Raw genomic sequence first — 18008 nt, forward strand, 5'->3', positions numbered from 1 at the left:
CGTGAATTCGCCGAAACGCTCTTTCTTGTTCCTCCAGGGTGTCTGTTCGCCATTCTTCCCCCGCTTGGCGCAACGGCTGAGGGCCGACGGTCATCATGTCGCCAAGGTCCAGTTCGCCGGTGGCGACCTGGCGTACTGGTGCAGGGATGCCGGTCCCAGCCATGCCTTTCGCGGCAAGCCGGACGATCTGCCGGATTTCCTGGCCGATCTCTGGGAGCGCCACGGTACCACCGACCAGTTACTGTTCGGCGACCAGCGCCCCATTCACCTGGCGGCGATCGAGGCCGCCAAACAGGTCGGTATTCGCAATCAGGTACTCGAGGAGGGCTACTTCCGCCCCCACTGGATCACCCTGGAGCGCGAGGGCGTCAACGGCTATTCGCTACTGCCCCAGGAGGCGGACTGGTATCGGGAGGTCGGCCGTCGCCTGCCCAAGCCGATGCCGGCCAAGCGCTTCCGCACATCGTTCAAGCGCCGTGCCACCCATGATGTGCTCTACCATCTGGCCGGTCTCGCCAACCCGCTGCTGTTTCCCCGCTATCGCAACCACGCGCCGGTCATCGCCCCGGTCGAGTACGCCGGCTATCTCAAGCGCTTCACCCAGCTGCGCTGGTGGAAGCCGCGCGATGCTGAACGCGTCCGTGCCCTGGCGGGTGGCAAGCGCCCCTACTATGTGCTGCCTCTGCAGCTCAACGGCGACGCCCAGATTCGCAACCACTCCGATTTCACCGACATGGTCGAGGTGATCGAACACACGGTGGCGTCTTTCGCCCGCCATGCGCCATCGGACAGCCTGCTGTGCATCAAGAATCACCCGCTCGACATGGGCCTCATCGACTATGCCGGCCTCATCGCGCGACTCGAGAAACGCCATGACATCGCCGGGCGCGTCGTCTACCTCGAATCCGGCGATCTCAATGTCCTGCTCGACGACGCCGCCGGTACCGTGACGGTCAACAGCACCTCGGGTATCGTGGCACTAGAGCATCGTTGTCCGACCATCGCACTGAGCCAGCCGATCTACCGACTCGACGGCCTGACCTTCGAAGGCGGACTGGACGACTTCTGGCGTCACGGACAGGCACCGGACGAAGAACTGTTCCGCTGCTTTCATCGCACGGTCATGCACACGGTCCAGCTCAACGGAGGCTATTACTGCGACACCGGCATCGAGCTCGCCATCGACAACGTCGCGGCCCGGCTCGAGGCCACCACTTCTCCCCTCGAGGCCCTGCTATGACCGCACCCCGCAGCCTGTTGATCACCGGTGCCACCGGCGCCATCGGCGGCGCCCTGGCCCGGCACTATGCCGCGCCCGGCGTGCGCCTGATCCTGCACGGCCGCCGCCGGGAGACGCTCGAGGCCCTGGCCGACGCCTGCCGACAGGCGGGCGCCGACGTCGAGACGACGAACGTGGACCTGACCGATGACGCCAGCCTCACCGACTGGCTGGATCGGCTGGCACTGCCCGATGTGGTCATCGCCAATGCCGGCCAGAACACCCACGCCGAGCCGGGGCAGGAAATGGAAGACTGGTCGGCCACCAGTCGCCTGCTGGCCATCAACCTGCGCACGCCCATGGCCATGGCCGAACGGCTGGCGCCGCGCATGGCCGAGCGCGGCCACGGCCAGTTCGTCTTCATCAGTTCCCTGGCCGCCTGGCACGGCCTGCCGCTGACCCCCAGCTACAGCGCCAGCAAGGCCGGCATCAAGGCCTACGGCGAGGCCCTTCGCGGCTGGCTGGCCCCCCGCGGCGTGGGCGTGACCGTGGTCATGCCCGGCTATGTCAGCTCACCGATGTGCGACGCCATGCCCGGTCCCAAGCCCTGGGAGATCGACGCCCCGCGCGCCGCCCGGCGTATCGCCGTGGGCATCGAGCGCAATCGGGCCCGCATCAGCTTCCCCTTTCCGCTCAACCTGGGTTGCTGGAGTCTGGCGGTTCTGCCGGCCGGCCTCTCACAGCGTCTGCTCGGCCTGATGGGCTACGGGAGACCCTCATGACGCGGGCCCTGTTGCTGCCCTGGTGCCTCGGCCTGATCGGCAGCTTCCTCGCCGAAGCCGCCCTGCGGCCGGCTACCGCACCGCCCTGGCGCCGACCGATAGCCTCCCTCGCCGTCCACCTGGGCACCTGGAGCCTGGCCTTCGGCGCCTTCGTGCTGATATTGCAGCGCCCCTGGTTCGCCCTGGTGCTCTTCCTGGCCCTGCAGCTCGTGGTGGTCCAGTCCAGCAACGCCAAGTCGAAGACCCTGCGCGAACCTTTCCTGTGCCAGGACTTCGAGTACTTTCTCGATGCCATCCGCCACCCGCGCCTGTACATCCCCTTCTTCGGCATCGGCCTGGCCATCGGCGCCAGTCTGGCGGGCCTGGCGACCATCATCGGCTTTCTGGTGTTCGAGCCGTCGCTGCCCTCCCGGCATGGCACGGGCACCTTTCTCGCCGGGGTGCTGTCGATCATCGCGCTGTCGGCCCTGCCCTTGATGGCCGGGCTGCGCCGCCAGCCGGCCTGCCGCCTCGACCCCGTCGAGGACACCCACCGACTCGGTCTGTTCAGCGCACTCTGGGCCTACGGCCTGCTGGCACGGCGACCACTCACGGTGACCGAATCGCCCTATGCGCCCGCGCCCGAGCCGGCACCGCCCGGCCAGCATCTGCCGCACCTGGTGCTGGTGCAGAGCGAATCCTTCTTCGACCCGCGCCCCTGGCACGGCGGCCTGCGCGATGACCTGCTGCCCCACCTCGATGCCCTGGCCGATCAGGCCCTGGCCCGAGGCCCTCTGCACGTGCCGGCCTGGGGCGCCAACACGGTGCGCACCGAAGCAGCGATACTGACCGGCCTCGACCAGCAGGCCCTCGGCATCCACCGCTTCAACCCCTATCACCAGCTGGCCCATCGCCCGGTACCGAGCCTGGTCGCCGAGCTGAAACGGCTCGGTTATCGCACCGTCTGCCTGCATCCCTATGCGGCCAGCTTCTATCAGCGCGACCGTGTCATGCCGCGCCTGGGCTTCGACGACTTCATCGACATCCGGGCCTTCGAGCGCGACGACTACTGCGGCCAGTACGTCGGCGACCTGGCGCTCGCCGACAAGGTTGGCAGGCTGCTCGATGAACCGGATAATAAGCCGCTATTCGTGTTCGTGATCACCATGGAGAATCACGGCCCACTGCAACTTGACGACCGGGCGGAGGACGAGGCCCGCGACCTGCTGGCCGCGGACACGCCGCCCTTGCCGGACGACTGCGAAGAACTGGCCAGCTATCTGGCCCACCTGCGCAATGCCGACCGCATGGCCGCACGCCTGCGTCGGCAACTGGAGGCGACCCCCCGGGGCGGGCTACTGTGCTGGTATGGCGACCATGTGCCGATCATGCCCGAGGTCTATCGGCATTACGGCGAGCCGGACGGCGACACGCCCTATCTGCTGTGGTCGAGCCGCGGCCGGGGAGACCGGTCCCAGGCGTCCATGCCGCTTGAGGCAGTGCAATTGAGTCAACGGATATGGCAGGCCGTCATCGACGAGGCGCAGCGCGCCCATGACGGCTGGAACCAGGATCATCGGGAGCAAGCATGACAAGACGCGTGGCCATCATCGGTGTCGCCCACCGGATGCCGGGAACCACCCCGGAAGGATTCTGGCAGGACCTGCGAGCCGAAAAGGACCTGGTGACCCAGGTCGCGGCCGACCGCTGGAGCCATGAGGCCTTCCAGCACCCCGACAAGCGCAACCCCGGTACCAGCGTGACCTTCGCCGCCGGCAGCCTGGGCGACATCAGTGGCTTCGATGCCGACTTCTTCGGCATCTCGCCCCGCGAGGCGGCCAACATGGACCCCCAGCAGCGCATGCTCCTGGAGCTGACCTGGGAGAGCATGGAAAGTGCCGGCCTGCCGCCCGCGCGGCTGCGCGGCAGCCAGTGCGGCGTCTTCCTGGGCGTTGCGGCGCTGGACTACTCCTATCGATACACCGGCGACATGGGGGCCATCGACGCTTCCACCGCCACCGGCAACACCTCGAGCATCGCCTCGAACCGGCTCTCCTACCTGTTCGACCTGCACGGCCCCAGCATGTCGGTGGATACCGCCTGCTCCTCGTCGATGGTGGCCTTCCACCAGGCCTGCCAGGCGATCCGCGCCGGCGAGACGAGCCTGGCACTGGCCGGCGGCATCAGCCTGCACCTGCACCCCTACGGCTTCATCATCTTCTCCAAGGCCAGCATGCTCTCGCCCACGGGCCGCTGCCGGGTGTTCGACGCTGACGGCGACGGTTATGTCCGCTCGGAAGGCGCCGGCATGTTCCTGCTCAAGGACTACGACCAGGCCGTGGCCGACGGTGACACCATCCTCGCCGTGGTCGCCGGCTCGACCGTCAACACCGACGGCCACAAGCAGGGGCTCACCGTGCCCAACCCCGAGGCACAGATCGCCCTGATGCGTCAGGTCTACGAGCGGGCCGGTATCGAGCCGGACGAGATCGACTATCTCGAGGCCCATGGCACCGGCACCGCCGTCGGCGACCCCATCGAGACCCGCGCCATCGGCGAGGCGCTGGGCAAGCGCCGGCAGTCGCCGTTGCCCATCGGCTCGGTGAAGAGCAACCTCGGCCACCTGGAAACCGCTTCCGGTGTCGCCGGTCTGGCCAAGGCGCTCTACAGCCTACGTCATCGCGAGGTACCGGCCACCATCGGCATCCGTCGTCCCAACCCCAGGATCCCGTTCGACGACTGGAACCTGGACGTCGTCACCCAGGCTCGCCCCTTGAAGGCGGAAGGACGCCTGGTCATCGGCGTCAACTCCTTCGGCTTCGGCGGCGCCAACGCCCACGTCATCCTAGAGAGCCCGCCCGAGACACCGGCACCGACACCGGCCCCCGCCTCCGACGAACCGCTGCCGTTGCGGCTCTCCGCCCGGGGCGAGCCGGCCCTGCGCGCCATGGCCGGCCAACTCGCCGACTGGCTACGCGACACCGACAGCGCGCTCTACGACATCGCCGACACCCTCTACCGGCGCCGCGAGCACCACCCCGATGGTGCCCTGCTGTTCGCCGCCGACAAGCAGGACGCCGCCGAGCGCCTGGCCGCCTTCGCCGACCCCGAGCGAGATCCCGGCACGCGCCCGGTCATCCAGGGGCAGCGTCTCGAGGCCGCCCAGGGCCCCGCCTTCGTCTACGACGGCAACGGCTGCCAATGGGAAACCATGGGCCGCGACCTGCTCGCCGACTCCAAGGTCTTCGCCGCCGCCATCGATGAGGTCGACGCCCTCTTCCAGCGCCATGCCGACTTCTCGCTGCGCGCCGAGCTCGAAGGCGACAACGGCAGCGACCGCTTCGTGCGCACCGAAATCGCCCAGCCGGCCCTGTTCGCCGTGCAGGTCGGCATCACCCGAGTGCTCGCTGCCCAAGGCATCGAGCCCGTCGCCGTCACCGGCCATAGCGTCGGCGAAGTGGCCGCCGCCTGGGCCTGCGGCGCCCTGTCGCTGGAAGATGCCGTGCGGGTGATCCACCTGCGCAGCCACTTCCAGGGCCTGACCCGAGGCCAGGGCGAGATGACCGCCGTGGGCCTGGGGGCCGAGGCCATCGCCGAATACCTGGAACGTCCCGAGTACCGCGACATCCACCTGGCCGGCACCAACAGCGCCCAGGGCGTGACCCTCGCCGGCCCCGCCGAGGCACTGAGCCGCCTGGAAGCCGAACTCGACGCCCAGCGCCATTTCGCCAAGCGCCTGCCGCTGGACTACGCCTTCCACAGTCCGGCCATGGACCCCATCCGCGACGACCTGATCGCCGCCCTGGACGGGCTGCATCCCCGGCAGGCCCGCATTCCCTACATCTCGACGGTGACCGGCGAGGAACTCGACGGCGAACGCCTCGACGCCGACTACTGGTGGCACAACATCCGCCAGCCCGTGCGCTTCGACGCCGCCGCCCGGGCGATCACCGCCGAGGGTATCAATGTACTGATCGAGATCGGCGCCCACCCGATTCTCAAGCGCTACCTGAGCGAGGCCCTGCGCGACGCGGCGCTCGATGGCCTGATCATCGGCACCCTGGAACGCGACCTGCCGGGACCCGTCTGCCTCGACCGCGCCATCGGCCAGACACTGCTCTCGGGCCTCGAGACCGACACCGACCACTGGTTCCCGGTGGCCGGCCGCCTCGCCGAGCTGCCGCGCTATCCCTGGCAGCGCCAGCCCTACCGGATGCCGAGCACCTCGGACGCCCTGGGGCTGCTGGCACGCCACTACGAACACCCCTTGCTGGGCTACCGCCTGGCCCAGCACACCCTGACCTGGGAAAGCCAGCTCGACACCGGTCGTCAGCCCTGGCTGGCGGATCACGTGGTCGGCGGCGCCGCCATCTTCCCCGGCGCCGGCTTCATCGAGCTGGCCCTGGCCGCCGCCGCACGCTGGCGCGAGGCCGCACCGCTCGACGTCGAGGAACTCGAGATCCAGGCGCCCCTGATGCTCGATGGCCAGCACGGGCGTCTCACCCGGCTGGCCATCGCCCCCGAGGACGGTCGCGTCACCATCCACTCGCGGGAGCCGGCCGTCGGCGAGGAATGGCAGCTCCACACCACGGCCCGCATCATGACCCAGAGCCGCGGCCTGCTGCTGGAGCGCACCGCCCCGACCCTGCCCGACCGGGCGCCGGATCTGGAGCTGGACGAACATCTGGCGATGGCCGGACGCCTGGGCCTGGACTATGGCCCGGCCTTCCAGGCCATCGACCGCGCCTGGATCGAGGACGACGGTGTCATCGGCCGCGTTCGCCCCACCCCGGCGATCGAGGAGCAACTGGCGCTGCAGCACCTGCACCCGGGTATTCTCGACAGCGCCTTCCAGCTGTTCCTGCCGCTGCTGGCCCGCGAGGGTCACGATATGCGGGGCATGGCCTTCGTCCCGGTCCGCGTGGGCCGCATCCAGTGGGCGCCGGAGGCCGGGCGCCCGGTCCTGGCCCGGGCCCGGCTGCTCAAGCGCGCCCCCTACTCCTTCACCGCCGACTTCGAGCTCTTCGACGACCGCGGCCGGGCCGTGGCAGTCGTCAGCGAGACCCGCTTCAAGGCGGTCCGCCTGACCCAGTCCGCCGAGCAGGCACTGAGCCATCTCGACGTTCGCCTGACGCCGGCGCCATGCCCACAGCGTCGTCAGCCGGCCGACCTGACCGCGCTGGAAGCCGCCATGCCGGGGCTGATCGATGGCTATGCCAAAGCCACCGGACAACGCTACGCCAATGAGGTCGCCCCGCTTCTCGACCGGCTGGCCGAAGCCTTCGCCGCCGAAGCGCTGGACGGCGAGCTGCATGACGGCGTCCTCGGTCGCTCCCGCTATCAGGCACTGGCCAGTGCGCATCCGCAGGCCCGCCCCCTGCTCGACCAGTTGCTGCGCCTGCTTCAGGATGCCGGCCGCCTCGAGCCCGGCGACGAGGGCTGGACGCGCATCGAAGACGACGACGAGGTCGATGCCACCACCATCTGGCGCCTGCTGGCCCAGGACTACCCGGGCCATATCGGCCCCATCCATCGGCTCGGCCGTTTCGGGCTCAACCTGCGGGACCTGCTCGCCGGCCATCGAGATGCCGCCGACATCGGCCTCGACCGTGACCGCCTGACGCGCCTCAATCGCCAGCTGATCGGCCATGATGGCTGGCGGGCCATCGCCACGCCCCTCGGCGAGGCATTGACCGATACCCTGGCGCAGTTGCCCGACGGACAGCGTCTCACCTTGCTCGAGGCCGGCGTCAGTGCCCCGGCGCTGGGCGAGCGACTCGCCGACCTGGTCGATCCCGATCGCTGCGACTACCGGATCCTCACCGCCGGCGAACTCGCCTGGCAGCACGCCGAGCAGTTGCGCGAGCGCCAGCCGCTGATCGAGGTCGAGTCGCTGGAAACCCCGCAAGAACGGTCGTCGCAGGATCACTCGCGGCATGCCCAACTGGCCCTGGTCTCGCTGGATGTCACCAATCGCGACCTCAGCCGCCGCCTGATCGAGGCCCTCCCGGAGCGGCTTGCGCCCGGTGCGCGAATCCTGCTGCTCGGGGTCGCTCCCTCCGCCTGGCTCGATACCCTGCTGGCCGCCCCCGGCCTGGACGCCGAAGGCGATGCGCCCGCCGCCTGCGAGCTCGACGACGTGACCGACCTGCTCGCCCGCCTCGGCGCCGAACAGGTCCAGCCGCTGCCCCTGGAAGACGAGGCCGGCGCCTATCTCGTGCACGCCCGTCTCCCCGACCAGGCCAGCCAGGCCGACGATCTCGATACCTCGCCGGCCGACTACCTGCTGGTTGCCGACGACGCGGATCGCACCTTCGCCGAGCGCCTCGCCGCCGACCTGGAACGCCGGGGGCATCGAGTGATGATCGGCGACGAACACCAGGCCACCGAGGCCGGGCATATCGTCGACCTGCGCAGCACGGGCCTCGAGCGCTGCCAGCAGGCGGCACGCTGGGCGACTGCCTTCGAAGCGCGCCACGACATGCCGACGCTATGGCTGATCACCCGGGACGTGGCCGCCATCTGGCGCGATACCGCCGCCCCGGACACGCGCGTCAGTGACGATGCCGCCCTCTGGGGCTTCGGTCGCTCCCTGGCCAACGAAGCCCAGGATTTCCGGGTCCGTCTGCTCGACCTGCCCGGCGTCGAACTCGAGGGAGACGTCCTCGAGGCCCTGGTCGACGAACTCGTCGCCCCCGACGACGAAACCGAGGTGACGCTCGACACCCGGGGTACTCGCTTCGCCACCCGGCTGCGCATCCTGCCCGCACCGGGCACAACGGCGCCTGAAACCCAGGCCGGAGAAGCACAGGTCCCGGAGGCCCCGCGAGGCGCCATGACGCTCGGCTTCCCACTGCCCGGCCAGCTGCGCCATCTGGCCTGGCAGCCGACCGACCTGCCGGCACCCGGCGAGGGCGAGGTGGGCATCCGCGTCGAGGCCACCGGCCTCAACTTCCGCGATGTCATGTACACCCTGGGTCTGCTCTCCGACGAAGCCATCGAGAACGGCTTCGCCGGCCCGACGCTGGGCCTGGAATTCGCCGGCGTCGTCGAGCGGCTCGGGCCGGGCGTCGACGGATTCGCACCGGGCGATGCCGTGGTCGGCTTCGGTCCGGCCAGCTTCAGCGACCGGCTGGTCGCCAGCCAGTACGCCATCGCGCCCCTGCCCCGCGACATCGACTTCGCCGCGGCGGCGACGATCCCGACGACCTTCTTCACCGTCTACTACGCGCTGAAGCATCTCGCCCGCCTGTCGCCGGGGGAACACGTGCTGATCCACGGTGCCGCCGGTGGCGTCGGGCTGGCCGCCATCCAGGTGGCCCGTTGGCTGGGCGCCGAGATCCACGCCACCGTCGGAGCCGAGGAAAAACGCGACTTCCTGCGCCTCAGCGGTGTCGACCGCCTCTACGATTCGCGTTCGCTGACCTTCGCCGAGGAAATCCTCGCCGACACCGACGGACGCGGCGTCGATGTGGTCCTCAACTCCCTGGCCGGCGAAGCGATCAACCAGAACCTGCGCGTGCTGCGCCCCTTCGGTCGCTTCCTGGAACTCGGCAAGCGCGATTTCTACGAGAACACCCACATCGGCCTGCGGCCCTTCCGCAACAACCTCAGCTATTTCGGCATCGATTCCGACCAGCTGATGAAGGTCTGCCCGGATCTCACCCAGACACTGTTCAGCGAAATGATGGCGCTGTTCGAGGACGGCACCTTCACGCCGCTGCCCTACACCGCCTTCGGCAATCGCCAGGTGGTCGAAGCCTTCCGCTACATGCAGCAGGCCCGCCAGATCGGCAAGGTGGTCGTCACCCAGGACCAGCCCCTGCGCCCCGACACCGACGACACGGCGCCCCCGGCGGCCCCCGAACTGCCGGCCGACGCCACCTACCTGGTCACCGGCGGCCTCGGCGGCTTCGGCCTGCGCAGCGCCCAGTGGCTGGCCGAGCGCGGCGCCCGCCACCTGGTGCTGGTCGGCCGTCGTGGCGCCGCCTCGCCCGAGGCCGCCGAGGGCATCGCCGCCCTCGAGGCGCAAGGCGTGTCCGTGGAAGCCGCGGCCTGCGATGTCGCCGATCGCGACGCCCTGGCCGCGCTGCTCGAACGTTGCCGTGCCGAGCACCCGCCGCTGAAGGGCATCATCCATGCCGCCGCGGTGATCGAAGACGGCCTGATCCGCAACCTCGACGAGGCGCGCATCGCCCGGGTACTGACACCGAAGATCGAGGGCGCCCGTCACCTGGACGCCCTGACCCGGGACGACGACCTGGATATCTTCGTGCTGTATTCCTCGGCGACCACCCTGTTCGGCAACCCCGGCCAAGCCAGCTACGTCGCCGCCAACCACTGGCTGGAGGCCCTGGCCGCCAATCGTCGCGCCCAGGGCCTGCCGGCCACTTGCGTGCGCTGGGGCGCCATCGAGGACGCCGGCTTCCTGGCCCGCAATACCCGGACGCGCGACGCCCTGCAGGAACGCCTCGGCGGCTCGGCGCTGCGCGCCGACGATGCCCTCGAGGTGCTGGGTCGCATGCTCGCCGCCCCCGGACCGAGCCTCGGCGTGCTGGAACTCGACTGGTCGGCCCTGGCCCGCTCGCTACCCACCGCCGAGACCCCGCGCTTTGCCGAGATCGCCCGTACCGCCGGTGACGAAGGCCAGCAGGACGACGGCGACCAGGACCTGAGCCGCCTGCTTGCCGAACTGTCTCCCGAGGAGCTCCACACCACCGTGACCGACCTGCTCAAGGCGGAACTCGCCAGCATCCTGCTGGTGGAAGAAAGCAAGATCGACGTGCACCGCTCGGTCTATGACATGGGCTTCGACTCGCTGATGGGCGTGGAGCTGATGACCGCCATCGAGTCCCGCCTCGGCGTGCGCGTGCCGGTCATGGTGCTCAGCGAGGCCTCGACCCTCGACAAGCTCAGCGGCGTGCTGATCGACCGCCTGACACGCGACGATACCGAAGACGACGACGGCGACGCCGAACTGGCCTCGCTGGCCGCACGCCACGGCGCCGATGCCATTGCCGACGCGCCCTCGGAGGAGGCCACTGCCCGATGAGCCAGGATGCGTCACGCAACGATCTCAAGCGCCAGCTTCTCGACGGAGCGCGCAAGCGCAAGCGTTCACGCCCTGCGCCGGATCGCCCCGACACGCCCGAGACATCCGGCAACGCGGTGTCGGAGCGACTGACGCGTTTCGACACCCACCCCGGCTACCAGCAGTTGACCATGATGCGCGAGGCGGCACGCCGCCTCGGCCTGACGGACCCCTTCTTCCGTTGCCACCAGGGCAATGCCGGCGCCACCAGTCGCATCGACGACCAGGACGTCATCAACTTCGCCAGCTACAACTACCTGGGCTTCTCCGGCGACCCTCGGGTCAACCAGGCCGCCATCGACGCCGTTCAACACTATGGCAGTTCGGTGTCGGCCAGCCGTATCGTCTCCGGCGAGCGCCCCATTCACGGCGAACTCGAACGCGCCATGGCCGACGCCTACCAGGTCGACGACGCCGTGGTGTTCGTCAGTGGCCACGCCACCAACGTCTCCACCCTGGGCTACCTGCTGGGGCCGGGAGACCTGATCCTCCACGACGAGTACATTCACAACAGCGCGCTGGTCGGCGCCCAGCTCTCCGGCGCTCGGCGAATGGGCTTCGCGCACAACGACGCCGACGCCCTGGAAGACCTGTTGCGCCGCCATCGACCACAGTTCGAACGTGTCGTGATCGTCATCGAGGGGCTCTACAGCATGGACGGCGACCTGCCCGACCTGCCGCGCTTCGTCGAGATCAAGCGTCGTCACCAGGCCTGGCTGATGGTCGACGAGGCGCACTCCTTCGGCGTGCTCGGCGAGAATGGCCTCGGCCTGCGCGAGCACTTCGATGTGCCGTCCGACGCGGTGGACATCTGGATGGGCACCATGAGCAAGACGCTGGCCGGCTGTGGCGGCTACATCGCCGGTTGCCAGGCCCTGGTGGACACCCTGCGCCACCTGGCACCGGGCTTCCTCTACAGCGTCGGCATGCCCGCCCAGGTGGCGGCCCCCTCGCTCAAGGCGCTTGAGCTGATGCGCAAAGAACCGCAGCGCGCCCGGCGCCTGCGCGACATCTCGCGCTACTTTCTGGAGCGCGCCCGCGCCCTGGGGCTGGATACCGGCGAAAGCATCGGCGCCGCCGTGGTCCCGGTGATCATCGGCAGCTCGGCACGCGCCGCCGGCCTCTCCCACGCCCTGTTCGAGCGAGGCATCAATGTCCAGCCGATCCTGCATCCCGCCGTGCCCGAGCAGAGCGCGCGACTGCGCTTCTTCCTCTCCTGCGAGCATACCGAACAGCAGATCGACCAGACCCTCGACGCCCTGAACGAGGAACTCGCCCGGCTGCGGTGATTTCGTCAACGATGGTCCATCCGTCCACGCAAGGCCCGGCTCATCATGCCGGGCCTTGTTCGTTCAGGGTCGATGTCGTTCGGGGAGTCGTTGTGCCGCCTGGGCCGGGCATGCGTCTACGTCATACCCCCATGCAGACCGATCGCTGTCACCCCCATGGCGCGGGCGGTTAAGGTAGCGAGCCATGCGCCGGGGACATCCCGGAGACGACACAAAAATGGAGATGCCCATGATCCATCACATGCGGCCCCTGGTTTTCTGGCCGACCTTTCTCATCCTGCTCACCGCCGTGATCGGCAGCCTGGTCGATCTGGAGGCCTTCCTCGGATTCACCAGCCAGCTCAACGACGCCATCCTGGCACGCTTCTCCTGGCTGTTCAGCCTGGGCAGCCTCTATCTGCTGGTGCTCGCCGTGGTGGTGTATGTCTCGCCGCTCGGACGCATCCGCATCGGTGGCGAGGATGCCGAGCCGCTGCTGTCGAGAACCCGTTGGTTCTCCATCACGCTGTGCACCACCCTGGCGGTCGGCGTGCTGTTCTGGACCACCGCCGAACCGCTCTATCACCTGATGGGGCCACCCGAATCGCTGGGCATGGAGGCCGGTTCCTCCGAGGCGGCGCTGTTCGCCATGTCGACCATGTTCCTGCACTGGACCTTCACGCCCTATGCCATCTACGCGGTCCCGGCACTGATCTTCGCCCTGGCGTTCTACAACCGCCGCCAGAAGTTCTCGATCTCGAGCATGCTCGAGCCGGTCTTCGGGCCACGCATCACACGCTTCTCGGGGCTGATCGACGCCCTGGCCCTGTATTCCCTGGTGGCCGGCATGGCCGCGACCCTCGGCACCGGCGCCATCACCCTGGCCGGCGGCATCGGCCAGTACATCGAGGGCGATACCAGCCCGCTGCGCCTGGGCCTGATCATCTCGGTGATCGTGATCACCTTCGTGCTCTCGGCCGCCAGCGGCTTGAAGAAGGGCATCGCCCGGCTCTCGGCGCTCAATGCCTGGCTGCTGCTGGTGCTCGGCCTGTTCGTCTTCGTGTTCGGCCCTACCGCCTTCATGCTGAAGATCGGTGTGGAGTCGTTCGGCGTCTACCTCGACGACTTCTTCACCCGCAGCCTGTTCACCGGCGCCGCTGGCGACGACCAATGGCCGCACTGGTGGTCGATCTTCTACTGGGCCATCTGGTTCGCCTGGGCCCCGGTGGCCTCGCTCTTCCTCGGGCGCATCTCGCGGGGCTACCGGGTACGCGACTTCCTGCGCATCAACCTGCTCTATCCGTCGCTGTTCGCCGCCGTATGGATCGTCATCTTCTCCGGAGGCACCCTCTACTTCCAGATGCGCACCGGTATCGACCTTCACAGTGTGCTCGAGAACCAGGGCGTTGAGCACGTGCTCTACCGGCTCTTCGGTGAACTGCCGCTGTCCGGCATCTGGGTGCCGCTGCTGCTGTTCATCGCCTTCATCTCCTACGTCACCGCGGCGGACTCCAACACCGATGCCATCGGCAACCTCTGTACCCGTGGCCTGACCGCCGACTCCGACTTCAGCGCCGGCATCCCCATGAAGATCATCTGGGGTGTGGTGGTCGGCATCATCGCCTGGGTGATGACCAGCTTCGTCGGCATCGATGGCGTCAAGATGCTCTCCAATCTCGGTGGCCTGCCCGCACTGGTGATCATCCTGCTCGCCAGCGGCGCCCTCTGGCACTGGCTGCGCGACCCCAGCGCCCTCGAGCGCCCCGATACGTCCACCCATCACGCCCAGCACGACGCACAAGGCCAGACGCAATGAACGTGAAGACCGACTTCCCGCATCGCATCCGTGAGATCGAGCACCTGGAGATCCCGCTCGCCGACGGTACCCGGCTCGCCGCCCGCATCTGGCTGCCGGAGGATGCCGAAAGCCACCCGGTGCCCGCCATTCTCGAGTACCTGCCCTACCGCAAGCGCGACGGCACAGCGGTGCGCGACGAGCTGACGCATCCCTACTTCGCCGGCCACGGCTACGCCGCGGTGCGGGTCGACATGCGGGGCAACGGCGAATCCGAAGGCGTGATGGCCGACGAGTACCTGCCGCAGGAACAGGCCGATGGCCTGGAGGTAATCGACTGGCTGACCCGCCAGCCCTGGTGCAACGGCAAGCTCGGCATGATGGGCATCTCCTGGGGCGGCTTCAATTCGCTGCAGCTGGCCGCGCTCAAGCCCGAGCCGCTCAAGGCCATCATCACCCTGTGCTCCACCGACGACCGCTACACCGACGACATCCACTACAAGGGCGGCAACCTGCTGCACGAGAACCTGGGCTGGTCGGCCACCATGCTCAGCTTCTCGGCGGCGCCTCCCGATCCGGCCCTGGTCGGCGATGTCTGGCGCGAACGCTGGAAAGAGCGCCTCGACAACATGCCGTTGCTGGCCGAAACCTGGATGAGCCACCAGACTCGCGACGCCTACTGGAAGCACGGCTCGGTCAACCAGAACTACGCCGACATCGAGGCCGCCGTCTATGCCGTCGGTGGCTGGGGAGACGGCTACAAGAACAGCGTGCCGCGCCTGCTGGAAAACCTTCCGGGGCCGAAGAAGGGCCTGATCGGCCCCTGGATCCACAAGTATCCGCACTTCGCCGTGCCCGACCCCGCCATCGGCTTCCTCCAGGAAGCGCTGCGCTGGTGGGATCACTGGCTCAAGGACATCGACACCGGCGTGATGGACGAGCCGGCCGGCACCTTCTACCTGCAGGACGCCCTGCCGCCGAAGCCCATGTACGCCGAGCGCCCGGGGGCCTGGGTGCGCACCGAGGGCTGGCCCGCATCGTGCGTCGAGCATCGCCCCTTCGCGCTGACCGATACCGGCCTGGTGCCCGGCGACGCATCGCTGGCCCAGCCGAAGACGGTCGACTCACCGCTCACCGCCGGCAGCCACCAGGGTGAATACTGCGCCATCTGGTTCGGCCCCGACCTGCCGGGCGACCAGCGCCAGGACGACGCCCTGGCACTGTGCTTCGACAGCGAACCGCTGGAGGCGCCACTCGATATCCTCGGCAAGCCACGCCTGCGCCTGCGACTGGCCAGCGATCAGCCCTGTGGGCAGCTCACCGTGCGCCTGAGCGATGTACGCCCCGACGGCCAGGTGGCCCGCATCACCTATGGCGTGCTCAACCTGTCGCTGCGCGATCACGACCTCCTGGAACCACCGGTGCCCGGCGAGCCCATGGACGTGGATCTCGAGCTCGACATGATCGGCTATCGCCTGCCCGCCGGGCACCGGCTGCGCGTGGCCGTCGCCTCGGCCAACTTCCCGTTGCTGTGGCCCACGGCCCGACGTGCCGCGCTCACCCTGGAACCCGGCCTGCAGCGCCTGGAGCTACCTGTCTTCCAGGGCGAGACCGTGGAGTCCCCCTTCGAAGCGCCGGAAAGCGCACGCCCCGCCAACGTCGACACCCAGCGCCGTCCGGCGCCGCGCCGCACCATCCAGGAAGACGTGGCCAGTGGCGAGGTCACGGTGATCGTCGAGGACGACCTGGGCGCCATGACGCTCGCCGACCATGGCTACCGGGTGGCGCAATCCTGCGAGGAGCGCTACACCGCCCACCCGGAGGACCCGACCCGAGCCCGCGCGGAGATCGTCTGGCATTACCGGGCCGGCCGCGACGAAGGCCCCGGCCGCTTCGATGTCAGCGTGGAAAGTCGCTATCGGCTGACCTGCGACGAGATGACCTTCTTCATCGAGGCCGAGCAGATCGCCCACGATGACGGCGAGGAAGTGCATCGTCGCGACTGGCGGACCACGGTTCCCCGGCGGGCGATCTGACGATGCCTGCCATCGGGCATGATATCCTCGGCGACAGCACGAGCCTGCCATCGCCGAGGATTTCCATGAGCGGACGCGACGCCCTGCCCCCGTTGCAATGCCTGAGGGCCTTCGAGGCCACCGCCAGGCATTGCAGCTTCACCCAGGCCGGCCGCGAGCTCAACCTGACCCAGAGCGCCGTCAGCCGCCAGATCAAGCGACTGGAGGAAGACCTGGGACGCCCACTGTTCGAACGCGTCCCCGATGGCCTGCGACCGACCCCGGCCGCGGAACACTACTACCGGGTCGTGCGTCGCCTGCTGCGCGACCTGGCCGACGAGACGGCCCGGCTGCGACGCCACGGCGACGACCACCAGTTGACCCTGGCCACCAGCCCCACCATTGCCTCCATCTGGCTGTCCCGGCATCTGCCCGACTTCCAGCGTCAGCACCCACACATCGAGATACGGCTGCTGACCATGGAGGACCCCTACCGGCTCGACCTCACCGAGTTCGACCTGGGGCTCTACTACCATCTCGAAGGCCAGGTGGATCCCCCCGGCCTGATGGCCGAGCCAGTCTTTGCCGATGAAAACGTCATCGCGGTGTGCAGTCCTCACTACACGCGGCATCACGGCGAGGTCGGCACCCCCGAGGATCTGCTGCGCGACCACACCCTGCTGGTGCTCGAGGACCACTTCAACGACTGGCTGACCTGGCAGGACTGGTTCAACGCCCTGGGCCTGGCCTGGCACGAACCGACCCACTGCCTGCGCGCGAACAGCTATCAGGTATTGATGAATGCCACCCTGGCCGGCCAGGGCATCACCCTCGGCTGGGAACAACTGCTCGCCGACGAACTGCGCCAGGGGCATTTACTGCCAGCCCTGCCCCAGGCCCTGCCCAGTCGCGGCAAACTCTCGCTGCTCATCCCCCAGCACCGCCACCTCACCCCGGCCAGCCGCACCTTCCAGCACTGGCTATCCGGGCGGTGACGGAGACACCTGCCTCCTGCGCTGAAAGTCGAGCTGAAGGTACACGCCGTCAATGTTGCTTGAAGCGTTCGCACCGCATGCAAATCCCCGCAAAAAGAGACACAATGCATTCACTTTTCTAATTTTGAATGCACATGAGCTACACTAACACTTGAGTGTTCAACAGGAGGCGGCAAAGATGGGCATGATGACAGTCAGAAATATCCCTGACGACGTGCACAAGGCACTGAAGGCTCGAGCGAAGCGACATCACCGCAGCGCCGAGGCCGAAATGCGCGCCATCCTCGAAGAAGCCGTACTGCCTCGCTCACGCCTCCGCATGGGCGATGCTTTGTCGGCCCTTGGCCGCAAGAGCGGACTGTCGAATGACGACATTGACGCCATCGAGCTGGAACGCAGCAAGACACCGGCGGAGCCGATGGGGCTTGAATGATCGTTCTGGATACCAACGTCATTTCCGAAGCCATGAAACCTGCCCCGGCAACCGCCGTCAGGAACTGGCTGAATGACCAATCCGCCGAGACCTTGTACCTGTCCAGTATCACGCTGGCGGAGCTTTCGTTCGGCATCGCCGCCATACCCGACGGCAAGCGCAAGGAGATGCTGAACGACGCCTTGGATGGTCTCCTGAAACTCTTTCAGGGGCGCATTCTTCCCTTCGATGCCGACGCCGCACTCCAATATGCCGAGCTGGCCATGACAGCCAGACATTCAGGACGCGGCTTTCCAGTACCGGATGGCTACATTGCAGCCATTGCCGTATCGCGAGGCTATCAAGTTGCATCACGCGATATCGCACCGTTCACGGCGGCGAGCCTGAACGTGATCAATCCCTGGGACCATGACGCATGACATTCTCCATCC

At 68.1% G+C, this 18008-nt stretch carries 10 protein-coding genes; all 10 read left to right on the forward strand.

Translation table 11 applies throughout. The features are described from left to right. Position 1: 1 nt before the first annotated feature. Positions 2-1240 (forward strand): capsular biosynthesis protein, encoded by a 1239-nt coding sequence (locus RSO41_RS04405; RefSeq protein ID WP_315617854.1) that lies wholly within the window; start codon positions 2-4, stop codon positions 1238-1240. Then, positions 1237-2001: an SDR family NAD(P)-dependent oxidoreductase gene (locus tag RSO41_RS04410; RefSeq protein WP_315617855.1), complete on the forward strand. Its 765-nt coding sequence runs from the start codon at positions 1237-1239 to the stop codon at positions 1999-2001. Before RSO41_RS04405 ends, RSO41_RS04410 begins: the two co-directional genes overlap by 4 nt. Further along, positions 1998-3572, forward strand: a complete 1575-nt coding sequence (locus tag RSO41_RS04415) for an LTA synthase family protein (RefSeq protein ID WP_315617856.1) — start codon at positions 1998-2000, stop codon at positions 3570-3572. The genes RSO41_RS04410 and RSO41_RS04415 overlap by 4 nt, the downstream gene beginning before the upstream one ends. After that, on the forward strand, positions 3569-11032 hold the full coding sequence (locus tag RSO41_RS04420) for a type I polyketide synthase (RefSeq protein ID WP_315617857.1): 7464 nt from the start codon (positions 3569-3571) through the stop codon (positions 11030-11032). The genes RSO41_RS04415 and RSO41_RS04420 overlap by 4 nt, the downstream gene beginning before the upstream one ends. Further along, positions 11029-12360: an aminotransferase class I/II-fold pyridoxal phosphate-dependent enzyme gene (locus RSO41_RS04425; protein ID WP_315617858.1), complete on the forward strand. Its 1332-nt coding sequence runs from the start codon at positions 11029-11031 to the stop codon at positions 12358-12360. The genes RSO41_RS04420 and RSO41_RS04425 overlap by 4 nt, the downstream gene beginning before the upstream one ends. A 229-nt stretch (positions 12361-12589) precedes the next feature. After that, the gene (locus RSO41_RS04430; RefSeq protein ID WP_315617859.1) at positions 12590-14155 is read left to right on the forward strand and encodes a BCCT family transporter; all 1566 of its coding nucleotides are present in this window, start codon (positions 12590-12592) and stop codon (positions 14153-14155) included. Beyond that, positions 14152-16170: a CocE/NonD family hydrolase gene (locus RSO41_RS04435; protein ID WP_315617860.1), complete on the forward strand. Its 2019-nt coding sequence runs from the start codon at positions 14152-14154 to the stop codon at positions 16168-16170. Before RSO41_RS04430 ends, RSO41_RS04435 begins: the two co-directional genes overlap by 4 nt. 65 nt (positions 16171-16235) lie before the next feature. After that, positions 16236-17144, forward strand: a complete 909-nt coding sequence (locus RSO41_RS04440; RefSeq protein WP_315617861.1) for a LysR substrate-binding domain-containing protein — start codon at positions 16236-16238, stop codon at positions 17142-17144. A gap of 184 nt (positions 17145-17328) precedes the next feature. Next, positions 17329-17577 carry a FitA-like ribbon-helix-helix domain-containing protein gene (locus RSO41_RS04445; RefSeq protein WP_315617862.1) on the forward strand — a complete coding sequence of 83 codons (249 nt, stop codon included), beginning with the start codon at positions 17329-17331 and terminating at the stop codon, positions 17575-17577. Continuing rightward, a complete protein-coding gene (locus RSO41_RS04450) occupies positions 17574-17996 on the forward strand; it encodes a type II toxin-antitoxin system VapC family toxin (protein WP_315617863.1) in 423 nt (140 codons plus the stop codon). The genes RSO41_RS04445 and RSO41_RS04450 overlap by 4 nt, the downstream gene beginning before the upstream one ends. Positions 17997-18008 lie beyond the last annotated feature (12 nt).

Source organism: Halomonas sp. I1, from assembly GCF_032334135.1.
GTDB lineage: Bacteria > Pseudomonadota > Gammaproteobacteria > Pseudomonadales > Halomonadaceae > Halomonas.

Excerpts from the sequence above, each read along its gene's own strand:
- RSO41_RS04420 (WP_315617857.1), top strand. The coding sequence starts at position 3,569 with ATGACAAGACGCGTGGCCATCATCGGTGTCGCCCACCGGATGCCGGGA.
- RSO41_RS04425 (WP_315617858.1), top strand. The coding sequence starts at position 11,029 with ATGAGCCAGGATGCGTCACGCAACGATCTCAAGCGCCAGCTTCTCGAC.
- RSO41_RS04445 (WP_315617862.1), top strand. The coding sequence starts at position 17,329 with ATGATGACAGTCAGAAATATCCCTGACGACGTGCACAAGGCACTGAAG.
- RSO41_RS04430 (WP_315617859.1), top strand. The coding sequence starts at position 12,590 with ATGATCCATCACATGCGGCCCCTGGTTTTCTGGCCGACCTTTCTCATC.
- RSO41_RS04410 (WP_315617855.1), top strand. The coding sequence starts at position 1,237 with ATGACCGCACCCCGCAGCCTGTTGATCACCGGTGCCACCGGCGCCATC.
- RSO41_RS04440 (WP_315617861.1), top strand. The coding sequence starts at position 16,236 with ATGAGCGGACGCGACGCCCTGCCCCCGTTGCAATGCCTGAGGGCCTTC.
- RSO41_RS04415 (WP_315617856.1), top strand. The coding sequence starts at position 1,998 with ATGACGCGGGCCCTGTTGCTGCCCTGGTGCCTCGGCCTGATCGGCAGC.
- RSO41_RS04435 (WP_315617860.1), top strand. The coding sequence starts at position 14,152 with ATGAACGTGAAGACCGACTTCCCGCATCGCATCCGTGAGATCGAGCAC.
- RSO41_RS04450 (WP_315617863.1), top strand. The coding sequence starts at position 17,574 with ATGATCGTTCTGGATACCAACGTCATTTCCGAAGCCATGAAACCTGCC.